We start from the raw sequence: 17,846 nt of genomic DNA, 5'->3' as shown, positions 1-17,846 counted from the left end.
CCCTCGACCAGGCCCTTCATGATCGGCGGCCCGTCCATCGCAGCGGCCTCATCCACCATTCCGACAGGGGAGTTCAAGGCAGATTCAACCGGTCGTCGCAACACTCCAAACCAGGAGGTGTTAATGGCAACGGGAAGACGGAAGTCGGAGCGCTCAACGCGGCAGAAAATGTCCTCGCCAGGTCGGCCACCGGTGTGGCAGCGTGAGAACCTATGTCGGTTCTGGCGAGAGGTGGCGGCGGGATTGTCCAGCGAGGACGCTGCGGTTGAATCCGGCGTCTCTGGTCCCGTTGGGAACCGGTGGTTTCGGAGTTCAGGCGGCATGCCCCCTACACATCTATCGCCCTCAGCGACGCCACTCAAAAGCAGAGGTCTGACGTTCCGAGAACGAGAGGATATAGCTTTGGAATGCGCTCGGGGTAGTGGCATCCGTGCAATCGCACGCAAGCTGGGGCGATCGCCCAGCACAATCTCGCGCGAGATCAGGCGCAATTCAGCGACACGCGCCGGCGACTTCGACTATCGCGCCATTACCGCGCAGTGGCATGCTGATCGAGCGGCACGGCGGCCGAAGGTGGCGAAACTGGCAACTAATCCTATCCTTCGTGATTACGTACAGGACCGGCTCGCGGGCCTCATTGCCACGCCCAAAGGCGTCGCCCTTGATGGGCCAGTCGTGGTATGGAAAGGACGGCGGGCCGTTCATCGGCAAAGTCGACGCTGGTCCAAAGCCTGGAGCCCGGAACAGATTGCGCGGCGTCTGAGACTGGACTTTCCCGAGGACCCGGCCATGCGCATCAGTCACGAAGCCATCTATCAGGCGCTTTACATACAGGGCCGAGGCGCGCTGAAGCGGGAGCTATCGGCGTGCCTGCGCTCTGGACGAGCGCTGCGTTTACCACGCGAACGTGCTCGCAGCCGTGGCAAGTCGTTCACTGCTGATGCGCTAATGATCAGCGATCGTCCAGCGGAGGTCGGCGACAGAGCGGTACCTGGCCACTGGGAAGGTGATCTCATTCTGGGTTTAGGAAGTTCAGCGATCGGCACGTTGGTCGAACGTACGACGCGGTTCACCATGCTGCTGCACTTACCACGCATGGAACGCCACGGGATGGACAAGTCCGACAAGAACGGACCGGCTCTTGCGGGGCATGGTGCCGAAGCGGTCCGCGATGCCATCGCCGAGACCATCATGGAACTACCGGCGCACTTACGCCGATCCTTGACTTGGGACCAAGGTGCCGAGATGGCTCAGCACGCACAGCTTCGGATCGACACTGGCCTGGATATCTATTTCTGCGACCCTCAAAGCCCCTGGCAGCGCGGGAGCAACGAAAACACCAATGGCCTGCTGCGACAATACTTTCCAAAGGGTACGGATCTGAGCCAGCATGGGGCCGAAGAACTCAGCGCGGTAGCGCATGCGCTCAATAGCAGGCCTCGCAAGACGCTGGGCTGGCGCACGCCTGCAGAGGCTCTCGACGGGTTGCTCAAATCAGATATGATCGAGGGTGTTGCGACGACCGGTTGAATCTGCCCAATACGTGTCAATCAAGTATTCCGAGCGGCTGGCGGAGGCAGGCATCGAGCCGTCGGTCGGCAGCGTTGGCGATTCCTATGACAACGCTCTCGCCGAAACGATCAACGGGCTTTACAAGGCCGAAGTAATCCATCGGCGAGGACCATGGCGCAACTTCGAAGCTGTGGAGTTCGCAACACTCGAATGGGTAGATTGGTTCAACCACCGCCGACTTCTAGAGCCCATCGGAAACATCCCACCAGCCGAGGCTGAAGAACGTCACTACGCCACGCTGGACGCGCCAGCCATGGCCGCATAACTTAAACCAAACGGTCTCCGGCAAACCCGGCGCGGTTCATTATCTTACGCGAGACGCTTCAACTCACGCGCGCGATCCTCCAGCTTCTTCGCTCAAAAAATGCCGACAACAGGCTCGTCAGGATCCACGGTTGCGGCACCTAGGTCGGTAACGAGTCAGCGCACCGACGGTAGACAGGCGTAACGAAGTGGCGACCAGTGGTGGAAGATACCCTCTCCCGATTCGCAACTCTGCTCAATGATCTCAGCTTCCGCTTGGGTTCCGCAGCGAGCATGGAACTTTACCCAATGATTTATAGCTGATAAGGCCGACTGCGTACAGGTCAAGGGCGGTAATATCATATGCATCCGGAGTATGGGTCAGTGATCATAGGCACTGAATTTCATTCGAGATTGAAAACGACGCATCTTAGCGTACTAACAACACTGCGAAAAGGTGTTCATGGAGTCTTGAGGAAGGTATGAAGAAAATTCTTTGCGTTGTCGGAACTCGGCCCGAAGCGATAAAAATGGCTCCTGTTATACTCGCACTAAGGTCACAGCCTTGGGCAGATGTCTCCGTTCTTGCAACCGGTCAGCATCGCCAGATGCTCGATCAGGTCCTGAAGTTCTTTGGGATCGTAGCAAACCACGACCTGGACGTCATGCAGCCCAATCAGGGCTTAAATGAATTGACTGCACGTTTGCTCGTAGGGGCCGGACAGATCTTAGAAAAAGATCGGCCGGATGTTGTACTTGTCCAGGGGGATACCACCACCGTTATGGCAGTGGCAATGGCTTCATTTTATAAGCAGATTCCGGTAGGGCATGTCGAGGCAGGTTTGCGAACGGGGGACATCTTCAATCCGTTTCCGGAAGAGGCTAATCGTGTTATTGCCGGCCGTCTTGCACATTGGCACTTTGCACCGACGGACAGAGCGAAAGCCAATCTTCTCAAAGAAAGCATTGCCCCAGAGAAGATCGAAGTCACAGGAAACACTGTTATCGATGCGCTACTAACGATTGCAGACCAAGAGCTTGAAATGGGCGTTGACCTTCCACCTCACGAACGACTAATTCTTGTCACCGCGCATCGAAGGGAGAATTTTGGGCAACCATTACGCGAAGTATGCCGCTCCATACGCTATCTCGCAAAGAACAACCCACACGTTTGCTTCCTGTACCCGGTGCATCCAAATCCTAATGTAAAGGACGTCGCGGAGAAGATCTTGGCAGGCCTAGGGAATGTAGTGCTATGCAAGCCACTTGACTATGCACCGTTTGTTGCGGCGATGAAGAAGGCTTGCATTATCATCAGCGACTCCGGCGGAGTTCAGGAAGAAGCTCCAGCGCTTGGAAAACCTGTTCTTGTACTGCGTCGTGAGACCGAAAGGCCAGAAGCAGTAGCCAATGGCACAGTGAAGCTGGTCGGTACTGATTTTGAGACCATTGTAGCCGAAGCACAGCTTCTCTTGGATAATCCTGCAGCCTACCACGCCATGGCCCGCGGGGTGTCTCCGTATGGAGACGGAAACGCATCCCTACGCATAGTAGAAAGGCTTGCAAGAGACTTATTATGATGGCTGTCCCTCTGTGCCAGAAACTGTTGACTCGATCTCACAAATAGATGGCTGAGCGGTGGAAGGACCGTTGGCTTCCATCGATAACTGCACAACCTCTTCCAATTCTAACCGCAGGCGCTCAGCACCCCGTCTCGCGTCATACATCTCGGTCTGTCCGTCAACCTGAAAAAATGAACTGGATCCATTTTGCCATTCACGCCACGCTTTCTCAATCTCTTCTGACACAGCGTAACATTCGTTATGTCCATAACTAGATCCAAGCTTATGCCTTCCAATGATTTCTCTTGCGATACTCCCAGTTGAAGTGATTGCCAGTATTGGTCGTTGTGCAACCATATAATCTAGGAGCTTAGATGGGAAGAATTCGTACGGGCCGGCATCTATTCCTGGGGAGACGAAATTGTCTACGAGAACCAGCATGTCTGCACTGCGAATAAGCTTCATAGAATCGGGGAACGAAAGCGGACCAAGCCAGCGGACATATGCCCTCTTCTGCGTTAAATACCTCCGCGTAGCTCTATCGGCATGACCCGCAAATATCAATCGTAGTTGATCACGAGCGTTAGGAGCGCGCTCGAAGAGTCTTTCAACCGCTTCACACAGTACGTCCGGTCGGCGCGAACCTCCTAACGTTCCAGCATATACTATGCTGAATTCAGGTCCCTTGTTCCAGGGGTTTGGCATCGCTTGGTCCGGGTCAAAGGTGTTAGGGTAGTATCTCATCCTCCTCGCGGCAGCAGGATAGAGGTCCTGATACCGCTTGAGCGTTCGTTCCGACGTAAATGTAATGAGCGAGGCCTCCGCAATTGCAGCGATTTCTTGTTTCTTGTTCCATTCAATGTCATAACCGCTGGGGTGAAGAGGTGATATCGACCAAGGATCACTTAGTTGCATAACCCAAGGTACTCCAAGCCGCTTGGCTATAGATTTTCCCAAAAGTGAAGAGGAGATAGGATAGGAACGAGATACCACGACGTCCGGTCGCCAAGGGAGCGCCTTGCAAATAAGCTCTGAGCGATGAATAGCGGCAGCCTTGATGTCCGGTCGTGAGGCCAGAGCAGGAAATAGCCGAAGCCACAAGTAGTTTATATAGCGATTTGAGAACAAGTCGAAACGGGTGGCAATGTCGTCAACTGATATCTCGGGCTTTAGGAGCGCCCTAATGCTCCCCGACTCCGTACCGGTAATAACATGTACTTCTGTGTTGGGTAACGCAGACAAGTACTTGTGCAGTTTCACGGTTTGGAGTACTTCGGCATCCTGTTTTGGCGGAAAAGCCAAGGATACCATTAGAATCCGCAGGGTCCTATTCAGCAATTTAATTCCGTTCTCCTTATAGCTCTTGAGCTTCGCCTCTGGCTGTTGCTACAGACTAGTCCCGTATTTTTGAGCTTATGATGTCCACCTAGAAATCCCAGCACCGCCTTCGCTAAGTGTCTGGAACGTCACAGGACTCTATCCCTACCCACAAGAGCAGACAGGGCGGTTTCAAACCGAGCTTGGAGTGTCTGGAATCCCCGATATTCCAGTCCAACTTTTGTACAATGTGCGCGACGTTGAACCGGATCCATTTCCAAAAATGACCGTATAGAGGGCCATGCGTCACGTATCGCTTCTCGTGTGAAGCCATCCACGACTACTCCGACCTGGCAATCAGCAGCAACGATAGAATCCTCTGACACTCCTCGTGTAATGAGGAAGGGTAGACCCGCGCAAAGGTATTCACCAACCTTGATATTCGATATGAACTTTTTAGAGTCACCAGGGGGTACAGCGATGATACCAAAATCGGCTACCCAAAACCATTGCTCGATGTTCTCATAGTCTGCTTTATCTACCTTATAGCTGCTCTCTGGAACGTTACATTCTGCGAAAAGGGAACGGATCGATTCAGCAGATTGAGGACTCAAGACCAAGAAAAAAAGGTCCGGATCTTCATCCAGAAGCCAGCGAAACATTTGGGTGATTTCGCGTGCGTAGTACAATCCCCCAAATTTGCCGGGATAGAATATGACTTTACGTTGTGGGTCCAAGCCGAGTTCCGCTCTCCTGTGGGCTCGTAGAGCGCCGTTGAAGGCAAACTTCTGATTATCTGTCACACTAGGAATTTTAAAAAACTCCCCGGTTACAGCCCAATCATCGAGCAGCCGTCTTTTCATAAAAACTGTACCAGATGAAATCACGGCAGCCGCATTGGCGGCTTTTCTTTCAAGGAAATGAAGAACACGGTACTGCAAGCTCTGTTCACTTAGGATACCGTTATCGCGTGCGTATTCACTGTGCGGCTCATAGCTGTATAAGAACAGTTTGACGCCTAGCAAAAGCGAATACAAATAACAGAACGAGGCAGCCACGGATCCATACGCGATGACGTGCTTGTTACCCTTCAAACGCTCTCTGGTAACCGCAAAAAAGCCTGAAATGAGATCGGTAACTTTACTTATGACTCCTTGTCCCGGATGCCATTTCAAAGGAGACCAACTAACGCCGATCGCTTCCATTTCTTGGACCTGCTTTAATTGTGCGTCAGTTAGTGGTCTCTCAGCGTCCTCATAAGAAACAATTCTAAAGTGATATTGGCCGGGTGTTCGCTCCTGGATTCCCTTGATAAAGACCCAGAAATTGCCTTGTATAAGGGGATCAAATAATCGACCATATAGGAATACTGTTACTCCATTAGGCTTCAAGTTGCTGTCTCCAAAAAAACGCTTACGCTTGGGATCGGTAGTTTTTAACATCAGCCTCGAAGCTGAAGAAGTTCACAAGCACTTTTCTGCCAAATAAGATCTCATCGGATGAGATCACCTTTTTCGCCAAGAGCGGTCACGATGCGTTCTAGCTGTTGTGAATAGCTATTCATAGCAGCAAACTCCTGACGTTTGGCTGTTAAGAAATCTGTGTTCCAAGCCGCCGGATCCTGAACGATTGTAGAAAACTTATCCAGAAATTCGCTCGGGCTAAGTGCCATCTCGATGACACCTGGAGTTTCCTCGTACTCCAGTGTCCTAGTTGCTAGTACACAACGACCGGAGGCGATATATTCCATGATTTTATGAGGGTTGGCTAATTGGTCGACAAAGTTGTCGGCACGGTACGCTACTAATAGAACATCGGCACGACCATAGAACGCGGGCAATATCTCTGCGGTTTGGAGCCCCCAAAAGATGGTGTTTGCTGCAGTTCCCACGGCTTTGTGCAATCCGTATCCAATCTGATATGGCCCGATAAAATGAAACTGTACCTCTGGATGTTTTGTGACTAGTTTCCCCAATAGATCCTTATCGAGATAGGGTATGGTCAAATTTCCTGCCATCACTGCATTAACGCCAGCTCTCCCAAAGCGCTTTTCAACTTCGTCGGGGAGCTTGCTGTCTGCAGAACTCAGCACACAACCATGCGTAAGTCGTAGTAGATTTTGCGCATTACGGCGCAACCGATCCTCAATAGGCTTCGATATTGCAATCGTGAGGTCGGCAGTTTCGGCAGCTAGACACGGATAAAAATCTTGATTGAGATCTACTTGGTGGTAAATTTTTAGACGATTACCAGCAAAGCGCATATCGAAGAAACGAGAGTTTTCGAACAACCATACAACTCCAATTCTCTTGCCCACTGCCCGCTCGAGATGACCCAACCAGCGAGCCTCGAGCCAGTTACGGATTGTGCGCGGCATTCTCCGCAGTCCTGGAGCAACCCTCGGCGCACTGACAATTCGCAAACTACCATTTGTAGTTGTACGGATGAGTTGTACCTTCATGGAGCCACCAACGTCGGGAGGACCATGGAATAGTACGTCATGTCCTCGCCGTGCCAGCTCCTGTGCGAAATGATGCTTGGAGACGTGGATTCCGTCCCAAGGTTCGGGGGAGATAATTAATATTGTGGACATGAGTTCTCCCGCATGGTGTTAAGAGTGAGTGTATGCCGCTAATCTGCGGACGGGTGCAAATGAATATTGATCAAGAAGACATTTTCTTGGCGATATTTCAGATGCTGCACACACCATACGATGGTTGCCTTAAGCCGAACATTCCAGGCTTGCTATTTTGGTTTGGCTCTCTGCGCATGCATTTGGTGAAGGTCGGCAAAGCGGATCAAGCGGCCCTCCGGCATTTGGAGGATCATACTGCAGTTTTTCAGGGTGGTGGTCCGGTGCGCAATCAAAAAGATCGTTAGATCCTCGGACAATCTCTCCACTGCATCCATAACAGCCTGCTCTGTCTCGTTGTCTAGCGCACTTGTTGCTTCATCCAAGACGAGAACATCGGCATTGCGGTAAAGCGCCCTTGCGATTCCGATCCTTTGCCGTTGCCCCCCTGAAAGTCTGACTCCACGTTCACCCACAAGCGTATTATAGGCATCTGGCAATGATTCTACAAATTCGGATAAGGCCGCTTGTTCTGCAGCCTTGCGCAAACGATCCATATCGACTTCTTCTGGCGTTATTCCAAAAGCAATGTTCTCAGCGATAGAACTGTCCGATAGGTAGATGCTCTGTGGCACGTGGGCTATTCGCACCTGCCAAGAAGCACTATTGACAGGAGTCAGTGGGATACCATCGATTAGTATGCGCCCCTCGGTCGGGCTAAGGAGGCCAAGCAGAAGATCCATTAGAGTAGATTTTCCACTGCCCGTCTTACCGACAACACCGATTCGTGCACCGCGTGGAATGGCAAGGGATAGCTTCTTAAGAACAGGATCTGCGGCTGTTGGATAGCTATAGGTGACATCCTTGAAGTGTATCTCCTGATGGAACGGAATCGCTTTTTGCCTTATTATATTTTGTCTTAGCAACGGCAAATCCAGTGCATTCAGTACATCCACGACACTCTGCCGATTACCCGTAATTTGAGACCATCCATTGTACATTAGTTGCATCAAAGGCAGCAGCCGGATCGCTCCCAAAGCGAGAGCGCCCAAGACTGGGAGTGCTGTAGAAATCCCTCCTTCTCGGTCCGAAAGAAGCAGAGTTAATGTGGCGATAAGAATCATCCCACAGCTTTCAATGACGAAGCGAGGGGCGGCCCCCAAGAAAGCATTATCGGCCTGAGTGTCGCGCAGGCAACGGTCATGCATTGCAAAGCGGCGTTCAAAGGCAGCCTGCGAATGGTCGAGCAGTATGTCTCGGATGGCGCTGGTGCCTTCTTGTACCGCGCGAATGCGAGCAGCATAAACGGTTGCGATTAGTTCGCTATTTTGACGCAATCGCTTACGGAACCCTAGTGAAACTAGAATATAAAGGGCTCCGAAGCCCAAGGCTGTTGAACATGCTACAATTGGATCAATTGCCACTAGAGCTGCAAGAATAAAAATCGATATGACTAAAGATGTAGCTGCGTTCATCAGAGGAAGAAGAACGTTGGTCGCCACAACTTGAACTTTTTCTATATTTGCCAAAAGAGAACTGGAGTTTTGCGACAAATAGTAGGTGTAAGGTTGACATAGCGCGCGCGCAAACACTTGTACCCCTATATCATTCGCTACTCGAAACACGAACCGATGACTGACCCATGCTAGACAAATTCGAACAATTCCCGCGACTGCCGCCGCAATTACGAAAACTGCGGTCGCGACTTGCCGCCCATCCCAGCCTTCTATTTCGACCCAGTCGAATGATTTACCTATCAGCGGAAGTTCTCCTGATCCGTCAAGGTTAGCAATCAGCGAGAGAAATGGTAGAACTGCGCCAATTGCCATTAGTTCTGCGAGAGCTCCTAGGAGCATCATCACAAAGACACCCACAAGCTGCATTCTTCTGCGTGAACTAATCGTAAGTAGCAGTTTTCCGAGAACCCGAATGAAATGTGCTTTGGAGTTATCCGAAGAGACGGAGGATTTGGAACTCATGTTCTGGTTGTCCTTCAAGCGTTCTGGGAGCGTAGCTGGGGCTGCAAATCGCTGCTCCTTCTGCCATAGCAGAACAAAAATGCAATGGCGCTTAATGCCCTATTGAAAGGGCAGATTATGAGATGGAAAACCAAATAACCAAGTCTGGTAGGGTACATAGCAAAGGGTAAAAAGATTCGACGAGGTAGTCCAAACTAGAAGCATCAGGGACAGCGCGAGATAAGGGGAGACGATTAGCAAACGCGTTTCCAACTTGCCCGCAAGGAAGGGTGTTCGTGCAAATATCATAGCCTGCAATGGCATTAAATAATAGCCGACGCGATCGGCGATCACCGTGGACACTGCCGAGAACGGGAAAACGGCAAACATCATCAATGCGCCCAAGCCAGCAAGGGTAAAATCTGCGCCAAAAGCTTTCTTCCATCTACGGCGAAGAAAGATGGAGAAGAAAATGGCTGACAAAAATAGTGTTCCAGTCCGATAAATCGCTCCGAAGGCATCAATGTTACGCTCTACGTAGCGGGAGATCGCTAGTTCACCGCTTTCACCACTGAGCAAAAGCAAGCCGCCAGGAATTGCGAGAAATCCTGCTAGTGCCAGACGTCCTTTCGAAAGATTGCCGCCGATGAGGGGTGCCAATAGCAGAAAGATCATAGCACTTGAATGGAAACTTGCAGCTACTAACGTCCACAAAACATACCTTATGAAACGTCCATCTTGGAAGGCGGTAAAAGAGATGCACATGATACCAATCGCTGCACCCTGCCGGATTCCTGACATTGGCATGTTCAGAATTAGTATCGGGAATAGCAGCATTAGAAAAGCCAATGGATCTGGCTGGCGTCGGGCCAAGATGTGAACGCCTAAGAAAAAGAGCGCTGATGAAAAAACGTTCAGCCACGGATAAGGGAGCCCAGCCCATTGTGTAAGCTCAATCGTAATCCACCAGAGCGGTTCCCTGCGCTCCAAAGCCGCTTGAAGTCCCGCTCCATGTTGCAAATCGTATTGGAAGAGATAACCTGTCCAATCGCAGCCCACCTCGAAGCGAAACGCCGAAAACAAAAAGAGAAATATAAAAACCAGCCAGTACACCGCAAGACGGCTACGGAATTTGTAAGCTGTTGCGAAGTTAAGAATCAGAAGCAAAATAAAGACAGCAAAATATAACATTAAGTCATCTGACTCTCATAAATTGGACAGTAGTCTCTAGAGAACTAAAGCCTCAAATCACTCTCACGAGCATCAAAGATATTTTTGAGATCATACAGAACGTGAACGGGTCGCCCATAGCTATGAATCAACTTGGGTCCGGATTCGCGAAACTGAGAGTGTGCAACAGCTAATATTATCCCATCATATTCACCAGTGTCAGGGACTGCTGTCATGTTAAGACCGTATTCCCGCTTAGCTTCGGTTTCGTCTACCCACGGATCGTGTATGTCGACGGAAACATTGTATTCTTGAAGTTCTCGAATGACGTCAATGACCCGAGTGTTGCGCAGGTCCGGGCAATTTTCCTTGAAAGTAAGACCAAGGATCAATACACGAGCACCGTCGACCTGGATGCGCTTTTTCAATAGCGCTTTAACCATTTGCCCCGCTACATAGGTTCCCATTGAATCATTAAGCCGCCGACCGGCTAAGATGATCTCTGGGTGGTAGCCGACGGCCTCGGCCTTATGAGTCAGATAATAAGGATCTACTCCAATACAATGACCACCGACGAGACCTGGCTGAAAAGGAAGAAAGTTCCACTTTGTTCCTGCAGCCTTGAGGACCGCCTCAGTTTCGATATTGAGCTTGTTGAAAATAATAGCCAATTCGTTGATCAGAGCAATGTTGAGGTCGCGTTGCGTGTTTTCGATTACCTTCGCTGCCTCGGCAACTCGAATCGACGTAGCCTTGTATGTTCCAGCAGTCACCACCTGAGCGTAGACTGAATCGACGAAGTCAGCCACTTCAGGGGTCGACCCGGACGTTACCTTACAAATTGTCGTTAACCGATGCAGTTTGTCGCCGGGGTTTGCTCGTTCAGGTGAGTAGCCGACAAAGAAATCTTTGTTGAAGGAAAGCCCGGATATGCGCTCTAGGACGGGTACGCAGACCTCTTCAGTTGCTCCTGGGTAGACAGTCGATTCGTAGACCACAGTATCTCCACGCTTGAGCACGCTAGCGACCGTTTCTGATGCTCTAATAAGGGGGAGAAGGTCTGGCCGCCGATGCTGATCGACAGGGGTGGGTACGGTTACTATATAGAAATTGCAGTCACCAATCTCGCTCGCGTCGCTTGTGAAACTAAGTTCGGAGGCAGCTTTGAGATCTTGTGTCGCTACTTCACGCGTGTGGTCATAACCCTCCTTCAGGCTAGCGATCCGATCTGAATTGATGTCGAAACCGACGACAGGGAATTTCTTACCGAATTCCGCGGCAAGTGGAAGTCCGACGTATCCCAGGCCAATTACGGCAATCTTAAGGTTATTCATGATGTTCTGTCCGAAAGTCACTTGTTGTAGTATGAACGATACCAACGCACGAAATTTGCCACGCCCTCTCGATAAGGGGTGTTGGGACGATAGCCTGTTAACTCCAGTAGGAGGCTAGCGTCAGCCCAGGTGGCCGGAACATCTCCCGGCTGCATGCCCATATAGTTTCGCTTGGCTTTCTGTCCCAGTTCATCTTCAATCGCTTCGACGAAATCCAGTAGCCGGATCTTAGTGGAGTTCCCGATGTTCACGACACGAAAGGGAGCAACTGGTGAAATGCTATCATTTTGGATGCGATGTGTCCGATCTCGGGGTGCAGGCGGGATAGCATTAATCAGCAGCCTAATACTCTTGACTAGATCATCAACATAGGTGAAATCGCGGAACATACTCCCATGGTTGTACACATCAATTGCCCTACCATCTAGGATCGCATCGGTGAACCTGAAGAGCGCCATGTCGGGCCTTCCCCACGGCCCGTAGACCGTGAAGAAGCGGAACATGGTCGTATGCAAGCCATGCAGATGGGCATAGGCATGCGCCATCGTTTCATTTGCCTTTTTCGTGGCAGCATAGATCGTTAATGGGGTGTCGGTCTTTTGATCTTCGTCAAATGGCATCGTGGTATTGGCTCCATAGACCGACGAGGTTGAGGCCATTAGGAGATGCCGAACGTTGAGCCGAAGTCCAGTCTCCAGTACGTTGAAGGAGCCGACGATGTTGCTATCCAAATAGCTGCGAGGGTTCTCCAAGCTGTATCTAACACCAGCCTGAGCGGCGAGATGAATAATCACATCAGGCTGGAAGTCTGACGCAACTCGCGTGAGGAGAAGGGAGTCTTGCAGCATTCCAATTGTGGCTGAAAAATTTTCGTGCTCTAATAGAATCTGGTGCCGCCTTTGTTTAAGGGAAACATCGTAATAATCCGTAAGTCCATCATAGCCGTGGACACAGAACCCCTCGGACAGGAGCAATCTGGCCAAGTGAAATCCAATGAAACCGGCCGTACCAGTTATTAAGATACGCTGCAAGTTAGCTACCTACGTTCAATGTTGTGCATTTCCATGAGCGAGTTCAAGGGGCTATTCTAGACCTGAGTGTTGCACCGATGAAGCTGAAACAAAGTCCTCCGTCAAGAGTTTGATTGCATTTTGATAGGCGCTAACAATGAGTGTTTCATCAAATTCGCGCACCATCTTCTCACGACCAGCTTTGCCCATAGAAACTTGCGCGTCAAAGGGCATCTCTAGGAATTGCCTGCACGCGACGTATAGGCTTTCGCCGCTTCGGGCCTCACAGAGTAGCCCCGTGACATCTTTCTCCACCACCGACCTACATCCTGGCACGTTCGTGGTAATCACAGGCCTTCCCATCGAAGCTGCCTCAATTAAGGTGCGCGGTGCGCCTTCTCGATAAGAGGGGAGAACGACGCAATGAGCCGCCGCAATGAATGGCCTCACGTCACGCTGGTGGCCAAGATACTCAATAACGCCTTCGCGATGCCAATTCATTACCGTCTCTTTAGCGATTGCGGAGCGATTTTCTGAATCGATCGAGCCCAGAAGCTGGAACCTAGGGCGAGGAAAATCCTGTCTTACCCTTCGAGCAGCTTCAACAAACTCAATCACTCCCTTATCCTTTAGAACGCGAGATATCATCAGGAAAGTGGGGGGCGACCTCCTTGGCGGAAACGCAGCGGGTAGAAAATGTTGTAGGTTGATGCCGGAGCCCGAAAGCAGATGACCTTGTTCTTTTGTAATCAGCTTGCGCTGGAGGAAAAGATTCCTGTCATCTGTGTTCTGAAAGAAAATCACAGGCAACCCAACAAACGCCACCCTATAAAGTTGTTCTACAAGCGCCTGCAACACGCTTCCCGAGAGAAATGCTGTTCCCAATCCGGTTACGTTGGGAATAAAAGGGATCCTAAGCATCTTCGCTGCTAAGGCCCCAAATATGTTGTTTTTTATCGTGTAACTCAAGATGACTTGGGGAGATTCCCTCTTGAACACCGACCTAAACTCATGAAGGAGCCTAAGGTCATCGATGGGGTTCAATCCTTTTATGTTCATGGTTAGGGAAATGAACTGGCAACCAATGCGCTCGACCTCACCAACACTATCGTCAGTAGGAGCCAAGATCGTTACCGAATGTCCAGCTGTTCTCAATGCTTCAACAACTGGACGCCTGAAGTTGACGATGTTCCATGCAGAATTTGCAGTGACCAAGATGCGCATTCGAAGTCCTGTAAGAAGGCCACTTGGTCCGTCTAGTTAAAGGGGGCTTCGGAGTCCATACCGGGGCCGCACAATTCACAGCTCTCTAAGTCGCGTATGCGTTTCTGTGACGCGTATGATCAACAAAATCATGGTTGCAACATGGGCTGGGGTTTCTTATGAGATGCTCTCCCTACCCTCTAGTTTGCGAGGACTGGCGCTTGGACATCGTCTGCATCTTGCTAGTACACTGCTTCTTTTTGCCGCGAGCAAGATGCTTAGACGTGAGCGACCTCTCCGCGAGATGCCCGTCACGCGAAGGTATCAAGAGGAATTGCTGCTAAGATGTGCGGTATTGTCGGCGTTCTCTCGCGAAAGAATTTCAACGGTCTGCAAGAGACCGTAGGTCGGATGGTTAACGCACTCCGTCACCGGGGGCCAGACGCTGAGGGGATATGGATTGGTGAAGGCGTAGCTTTAGGACATCGCCGCCTCGCAATCCTAGATCTGAGCTCTGCCGGGGCACAACCGATGATCTCGTCGTCTGGCAGATATGTGCTGGTCTTAAATGGCGAAATATACAACCATCTCGAGCTTCGACGGGTTATGGAGCAAGAAGGCCAAGCTCCAAATTGGCGGGGTTTTTCTGATACCGAAACTTTGGTCGAGGCAATCGAGAGATGGGGACTTGATGATACCCTAAGTCGTGCATACGGGATGTTTGCACTGGCGGTCTGGGATACGCAAACATGCCATATTTGCCTTGCACGTGACAGGTTTGGCGAGAAACCCTTGTATTGGGGTTGGGCGGGAGAGGACTTCGTATTCGCGTCCGAACTCAAAGCACTGAGAAAGCATGGAGAATTCGCTTCTACAATATGCACTGATGCGCTCAGTCAGTATCTCGCTTTCGCATATGTTCCTAGCCCCAGAAGTATCTATCAAGGCACCTACAAACTTGAGCCTGCCTGCATCCTCCAGATTGAAGGCGCGCCACCGTTATGCGCACCTTCCCATCCCTTGCGCTCGGGACAAGCGTATCAATCAATATCGATACGTCGCTACTGGTCCCTCGAACATACAGTAGAGGAGGGAGCTTGCAACCGTTTCAATAGTGAGGCGGAAGCGATATCCTTGCTTGCTAGGACCTTAGAAGCATCGATTGGTCGGCAAATGCAAGCTGATGTGGAGCTGGGGGCATTTCTCTCGGGGGGCGTAGACAGTTCCTTGGTCGTCTCAATCATGCAAAGGTTAAGTCACCAGCCGATTCGCACTTACACTGTTGCGTTCGAGAGTACCACTTTTAACGAGGCACCTTACGCGCGAGCCATAGCTCGCCACCTTGGCACCAATCATTCTGAGATCATGGTGACAGAAGCAGAAACACGTGACGTTATTCCAGAGCTGCCGCATATTTTTGATGAGCCGTTTGCAGATTCCTCGCAAATTCCCACCTTCTTAGTCTGCAAAGCAGCGAGGACAGGTGTGACTGTGGCCTTGTCTGGAGATGCTGGTGACGAGGTTTTCGGTGGGTACAATCGGTACGTTTGGGGGCCGCGAATATGGAAGGCCATGAACCACCTGCCTCTTTGGGTGCGCTATGCGGCTGCGTGGGGTATTTCGGCCATCCCCGTATCCGGTTGGGATGCGGTAGGATCCGCAATCGCAAAAATGGGATGGGAAGGAGTGGTGCGGCCGGGCGAGAAGGCACACAAACTGGCAGCTCGCCTATCGAATAGTCGGTCGATAGAGGAATTTTACCGCGGCCTGATCTCAGAGTGGACGGATAGTGCAATACCGATTGCCTTTACACATGTCCCTAAATCTACTGTTTTGGACGATCCACTCCCGCATATGCTCGCGGGTGATGTAGCCGGAACGATGATGGTGCAGGATCTTCGTACGTATTTACCGGATGATATTCTCTGTAAGGTCGATCGTTCTGCAATGGCCGTTAGCTTAGAGACGAGGGTACCTTTCCTAGATCCAGATGTGTTCGCCATCTCTACTCGATTGCCGGCCCATATGAAAGTACGCGGAGGCAAGGGGAAATGGGCTCTGCGGCAGATCCTTTTCCAACATGTGCCGTGCGAACTGGTCGAAAGGCCGAAGAGTGGTTTTGCGGTCCCAGTGGGTGAATGGCTCCGTGGTCCACTTCGCAGTTGGGCGGAAGACCTATTGTCCGTGAAGAACCTAGAGGCGGATGGATTACTCCAGGCGGGGGCTATACGGCAAACTTGGTCAGAACACCTAGCCGGCAGGGATTGGACGAACAGGCTCTGGACTATTCTGATGTTCCAAGCTTGGCGAAAAACGCAATGAAGCTACTGGTATTGAGCCGCTATGGCCAACAAGGCGCATCCAGCCGCTTGCGCATGTTTCAATACCTTCCATACCTCCACGCCGCGGGCATTGACGTCGAGGTGTCGCCCTTTTTTGCCGATTCCTACTTACAGGCACTGTACGCCGGCCTATCTTCGGGAAGAAGTATAATTGGCTATTATGCTTCTCGCGCACGCAACCTGCTCGTAAGTCAGCGCCCAGACGCTATCTGGCTCGAGAAAGAAGCTTTCCCATGGATCCCGTTCGCGCTCGAAAGGGGGATTCTTCCGAGAAATGTGCCCTGTGTAACTGACTACGATGATGCTGTTTTTCACCGCTATGATCAACATGCAAATCCGGTCATACGAAAAGTGCTAGGCAGCAAGATCGACCAGGTAATGGGCAACTCCGCCCTTGTTCTGGCTGGAAACGCCTATTTGGCGGATCGTGCAGAGAAGGCAGGTGCACCGCGGGTTGAAGTCGTGCCCACCGTTGTGGACGTTAATGCGTATTCGACTATGCCGTGCCCATCACCTGACGGACGATTGCGAATTGGATGGATTGGAACTCCGAGCACTTGGCGTGAGTATGGTCTACCAATGGTGCCGTTATTGACGGATGTGGCAAGGAAACACGGCGCGCGTGTACGTATTGTTGGAGCAACTGATGGTGTTCCCGCTGATGGCGATTTTGAGTGCCTACCTTGGTCTGAAGAATCCGAGAGCAAACTCATCCAGGAGATGGACATCGGCCTTATGCCACTACACGATTCTCCTTGGTCACAAGGGAAATGCGGGTACAAGCTTATCCAGTATATGGCATGCGGGCTTCCAGTAGTGGCCTCTCCGGTGGGTGTCAATTCGGACATTGTGGTGCATGGGACAAATGGATTTCTGGCAACCACAGATAGCGACTGGCACCACGCGATAGACACTTTGTTGGGCAATGCTGAGCTACGAATTCAGATGGGCACTCTAGGGCGGAAGAAAGTTGAGAACTGTTACTCACTACAAAAATACGGGCCTATAGTATCTGATCTGCTTAATTCAGTAGTATATTAGGCAAATCGCCTTAGAACAGCAATCACTTCGTTAAGACGCGGTAGTTCTTTTCAAAGACACGACCTATCTCGATCTTGAGGCTGATGTCGCTGCAGGGCGCGGACTGACAGGCGGTCTACATCCGCGCGCTTGGCTACGTTCTCGTAGGAGGTTGGTGGGGCAATCGGCAGCAGCCTGCAGATTGGCCCGACCCCGAACACCGGTAAGCGCGAATTTCTGTGCACCTTCTGAAGCGCAGTGCTCTGATGCATGAAGTGTCCACCAAAAACAGGTGGACACCAAATCAATGGACGATACTCCTAAACTGCAGGTGCGGCTTGTTGGCCGCGACGGCCGCCGTCGATATGACCCTGCCTCCCGAGATCGGCTTGTCGCAGCGTGTTTAGAGCCCGGCGTTTCGTATCCATCCGAGGTGGGCCGCGGGACTTGGGATCTCGCGCGTGGTAGCATAGCAGAATGGAGATCGACGAGGACAAAATCGATGACGCGGTCCTGGCACTGTTATGGCTGACGCTCCACGAT

The 17,846-nt window shown here is 51.3% G+C and carries 12 protein-coding genes and 4 pseudogenes; 7 read left to right on the top strand and 9 right to left on the bottom strand.

Annotated elements, in window-relative coordinates; genetic code table 11:
• Positions 1–123 precede the first annotated feature (123 nt).
• The 3 genes and pseudogenes from IEX27_RS20555 (at position 124) to wecB (ending at position 3,395) form a co-directional block, all read left to right on the top strand.
• Entirely contained in the window at positions 124–1,530 is a 1,407-nt protein-coding gene (locus IEX27_RS20555) for an IS30 family transposase (RefSeq protein WP_210315583.1), read from the top strand.
• Between the two features lie 4 nt (positions 1,531–1,534).
• Positions 1,535–1,837, top strand: a pseudogene (locus tag IEX27_RS20550) (integrase core domain-containing protein); the annotation flags it as partial.
• 460 nt (positions 1,838–2,297) lie between these two features.
• Positions 2,298–3,395: a non-hydrolyzing UDP-N-acetylglucosamine 2-epimerase gene (gene wecB / locus IEX27_RS20545; RefSeq protein WP_188722954.1), complete on the top strand. Its 1,098-nt coding sequence runs from the start codon at positions 2,298–2,300 to the stop codon at positions 3,393–3,395.
• Here the strand turns inward: wecB and IEX27_RS21685 are convergent.
• The 8 genes from IEX27_RS21685 to IEX27_RS20505 all read right to left on the bottom strand — a co-directional run bounded on the left by IEX27_RS21685 (position 3,390) and on the right by IEX27_RS20505 (position 13,962).
• Entirely contained in the window at positions 3,390–4,082 is a 693-nt protein-coding gene (locus IEX27_RS21685) for a glycosyltransferase (protein ID WP_373869903.1), read from the bottom strand. The genes wecB and IEX27_RS21685 overlap by 6 nt on opposite strands.
• Before the next feature lie 761 nt (positions 4,083–4,843).
• Positions 4,844–6,136, bottom strand: a complete 1,293-nt coding sequence (locus tag IEX27_RS20535; protein ID WP_188722952.1) for a glycosyltransferase family protein — start codon at positions 6,134–6,136, stop codon at positions 4,844–4,846.
• A gap of 50 nt (positions 6,137–6,186) precedes the next feature.
• Positions 6,187–7,071 (bottom strand): glycosyltransferase, encoded by an 885-nt coding sequence (locus IEX27_RS20530; protein ID WP_188722951.1) that lies wholly within the window; start codon positions 7,069–7,071, stop codon positions 6,187–6,189.
• Between the two features lie 368 nt (positions 7,072–7,439).
• A complete protein-coding gene (locus IEX27_RS20525; RefSeq protein WP_188722950.1) occupies positions 7,440–9,245 on the bottom strand; it encodes an ABC transporter ATP-binding protein in 1,806 nt (601 codons plus the stop codon).
• A 99-nt stretch (positions 9,246–9,344) separates the two neighbouring features.
• Positions 9,345–10,415 (bottom strand): EpsG family protein, encoded by a 1,071-nt coding sequence (locus IEX27_RS20520; protein WP_188722949.1) that lies wholly within the window; start codon positions 10,413–10,415, stop codon positions 9,345–9,347.
• A 44-nt stretch (positions 10,416–10,459) separates the two neighbouring features.
• The gene (gene tviB, locus IEX27_RS20515) at positions 10,460–11,728 is read right to left on the bottom strand and encodes a Vi polysaccharide biosynthesis UDP-N-acetylglucosamine C-6 dehydrogenase TviB (RefSeq protein WP_188722948.1); all 1,269 of its coding nucleotides are present in this window, start codon (positions 11,726–11,728) and stop codon (positions 10,460–10,462) included.
• A gap of 17 nt (positions 11,729–11,745) precedes the next feature.
• Positions 11,746–12,759, bottom strand: coding sequence for an NAD-dependent epimerase/dehydratase family protein (locus IEX27_RS20510; protein ID WP_188722947.1), 1,014 nt, complete (start codon positions 12,757–12,759; stop codon positions 11,746–11,748).
• Positions 12,760–12,810: 51 nt separating this feature from the next.
• On the bottom strand, positions 12,811–13,962 hold the full coding sequence (locus IEX27_RS20505; protein WP_188722946.1) for a glycosyltransferase family 4 protein: 1,152 nt from the start codon (positions 13,960–13,962) through the stop codon (positions 12,811–12,813).
• 324 nt (positions 13,963–14,286) lie between these two features.
• Here IEX27_RS20505 and asnB point away from each other — a divergent pair, with 324 nt between their 5' ends.
• Positions 14,287–16,263 carry an asparagine synthase (glutamine-hydrolyzing) gene (asnB, locus tag IEX27_RS20500; protein ID WP_188722945.1) on the top strand — a complete coding sequence of 659 codons (1,977 nt, stop codon included), beginning with the start codon at positions 14,287–14,289 and terminating at the stop codon, positions 16,261–16,263.
• Positions 16,260–17,324 carry a glycosyltransferase family 4 protein gene (locus IEX27_RS20495; protein WP_188722944.1) on the top strand — a complete coding sequence of 355 codons (1,065 nt, stop codon included), beginning with the start codon at positions 16,260–16,262 and terminating at the stop codon, positions 17,322–17,324. The genes asnB and IEX27_RS20495 overlap by 4 nt, the downstream gene beginning before the upstream one ends.
• 34 nt (positions 17,325–17,358) lie before the next feature.
• Here the strand turns inward: IEX27_RS20495 and IEX27_RS20490 are convergent.
• A pseudogene (locus IEX27_RS20490) lies at positions 17,359–17,521 on the bottom strand (IS3 family transposase); the annotation flags it as partial.
• Between the two features lie 89 nt (positions 17,522–17,610).
• Here IEX27_RS20490 and IEX27_RS21500 point away from each other — a divergent pair.
• Positions 17,611–17,724: pseudogene (locus tag IEX27_RS21500) on the top strand (IS66-like element accessory protein TnpA); the annotation flags it as partial.
• 56 nt (positions 17,725–17,780) lie between these two features.
• Positions 17,781–17,846: pseudogene (locus tag IEX27_RS21720) on the top strand (DUF6429 family protein); the annotation flags it as partial.

Origin of the sequence: Nitratireductor aestuarii (assembly GCF_014641695.1) — a bacterium.
Taxonomy (GTDB): Bacteria; Pseudomonadota; Alphaproteobacteria; order Rhizobiales; family Rhizobiaceae; genus Chelativorans; species Chelativorans aestuarii.
The sequence above is the reverse complement of the archived record's forward strand: the minus strand, read 5'-3'. Positions and strand labels throughout refer to the sequence as shown.

What these genes read in the sequence shown, in the direction of transcription:
- IEX27_RS20555 (WP_210315583.1), top strand. Translation starts at nt 124, where the DNA reads ATGGCAACGGGAAGACGGAAGTCGGAGCGCTCAACGCGGCAGAAAATG.
- wecB (WP_188722954.1), top strand. Translation starts at nt 2,298, where the DNA reads ATGAAGAAAATTCTTTGCGTTGTCGGAACTCGGCCCGAAGCGATAAAA.
- IEX27_RS21685 (WP_373869903.1), bottom strand. Translation starts at nt 4,082, where the DNA reads ATGCCAAACCCCTGGAACAAGGGACCTGAATTCAGCATAGTATATGCT.
- IEX27_RS20535 (WP_188722952.1), bottom strand. Translation starts at nt 6,136, where the DNA reads ATGTTAAAAACTACCGATCCCAAGCGTAAGCGTTTTTTTGGAGACAGC.
- IEX27_RS20530 (WP_188722951.1), bottom strand. Translation starts at nt 7,071, where the DNA reads ATGCCGCGCACAATCCGTAACTGGCTCGAGGCTCGCTGGTTGGGTCAT.
- IEX27_RS20525 (WP_188722950.1), bottom strand. Translation starts at nt 9,245, where the DNA reads ATGAGTTCCAAATCCTCCGTCTCTTCGGATAACTCCAAAGCACATTTC.
- IEX27_RS20520 (WP_188722949.1), bottom strand. Translation starts at nt 10,415, where the DNA reads ATGTTATATTTTGCTGTCTTTATTTTGCTTCTGATTCTTAACTTCGCA.
- tviB (WP_188722948.1), bottom strand. Translation starts at nt 11,728, where the DNA reads ATGAATAACCTTAAGATTGCCGTAATTGGCCTGGGATACGTCGGACTT.
- IEX27_RS20505 (WP_188722946.1), bottom strand. Translation starts at nt 13,962, where the DNA reads ATGCGCATCTTGGTCACTGCAAATTCTGCATGGAACATCGTCAACTTC.
- asnB (WP_188722945.1), top strand. Translation starts at nt 14,287, where the DNA reads ATGTGCGGTATTGTCGGCGTTCTCTCGCGAAAGAATTTCAACGGTCTG.
- IEX27_RS20495 (WP_188722944.1), top strand. Translation starts at nt 16,260, where the DNA reads ATGAAGCTACTGGTATTGAGCCGCTATGGCCAACAAGGCGCATCCAGC.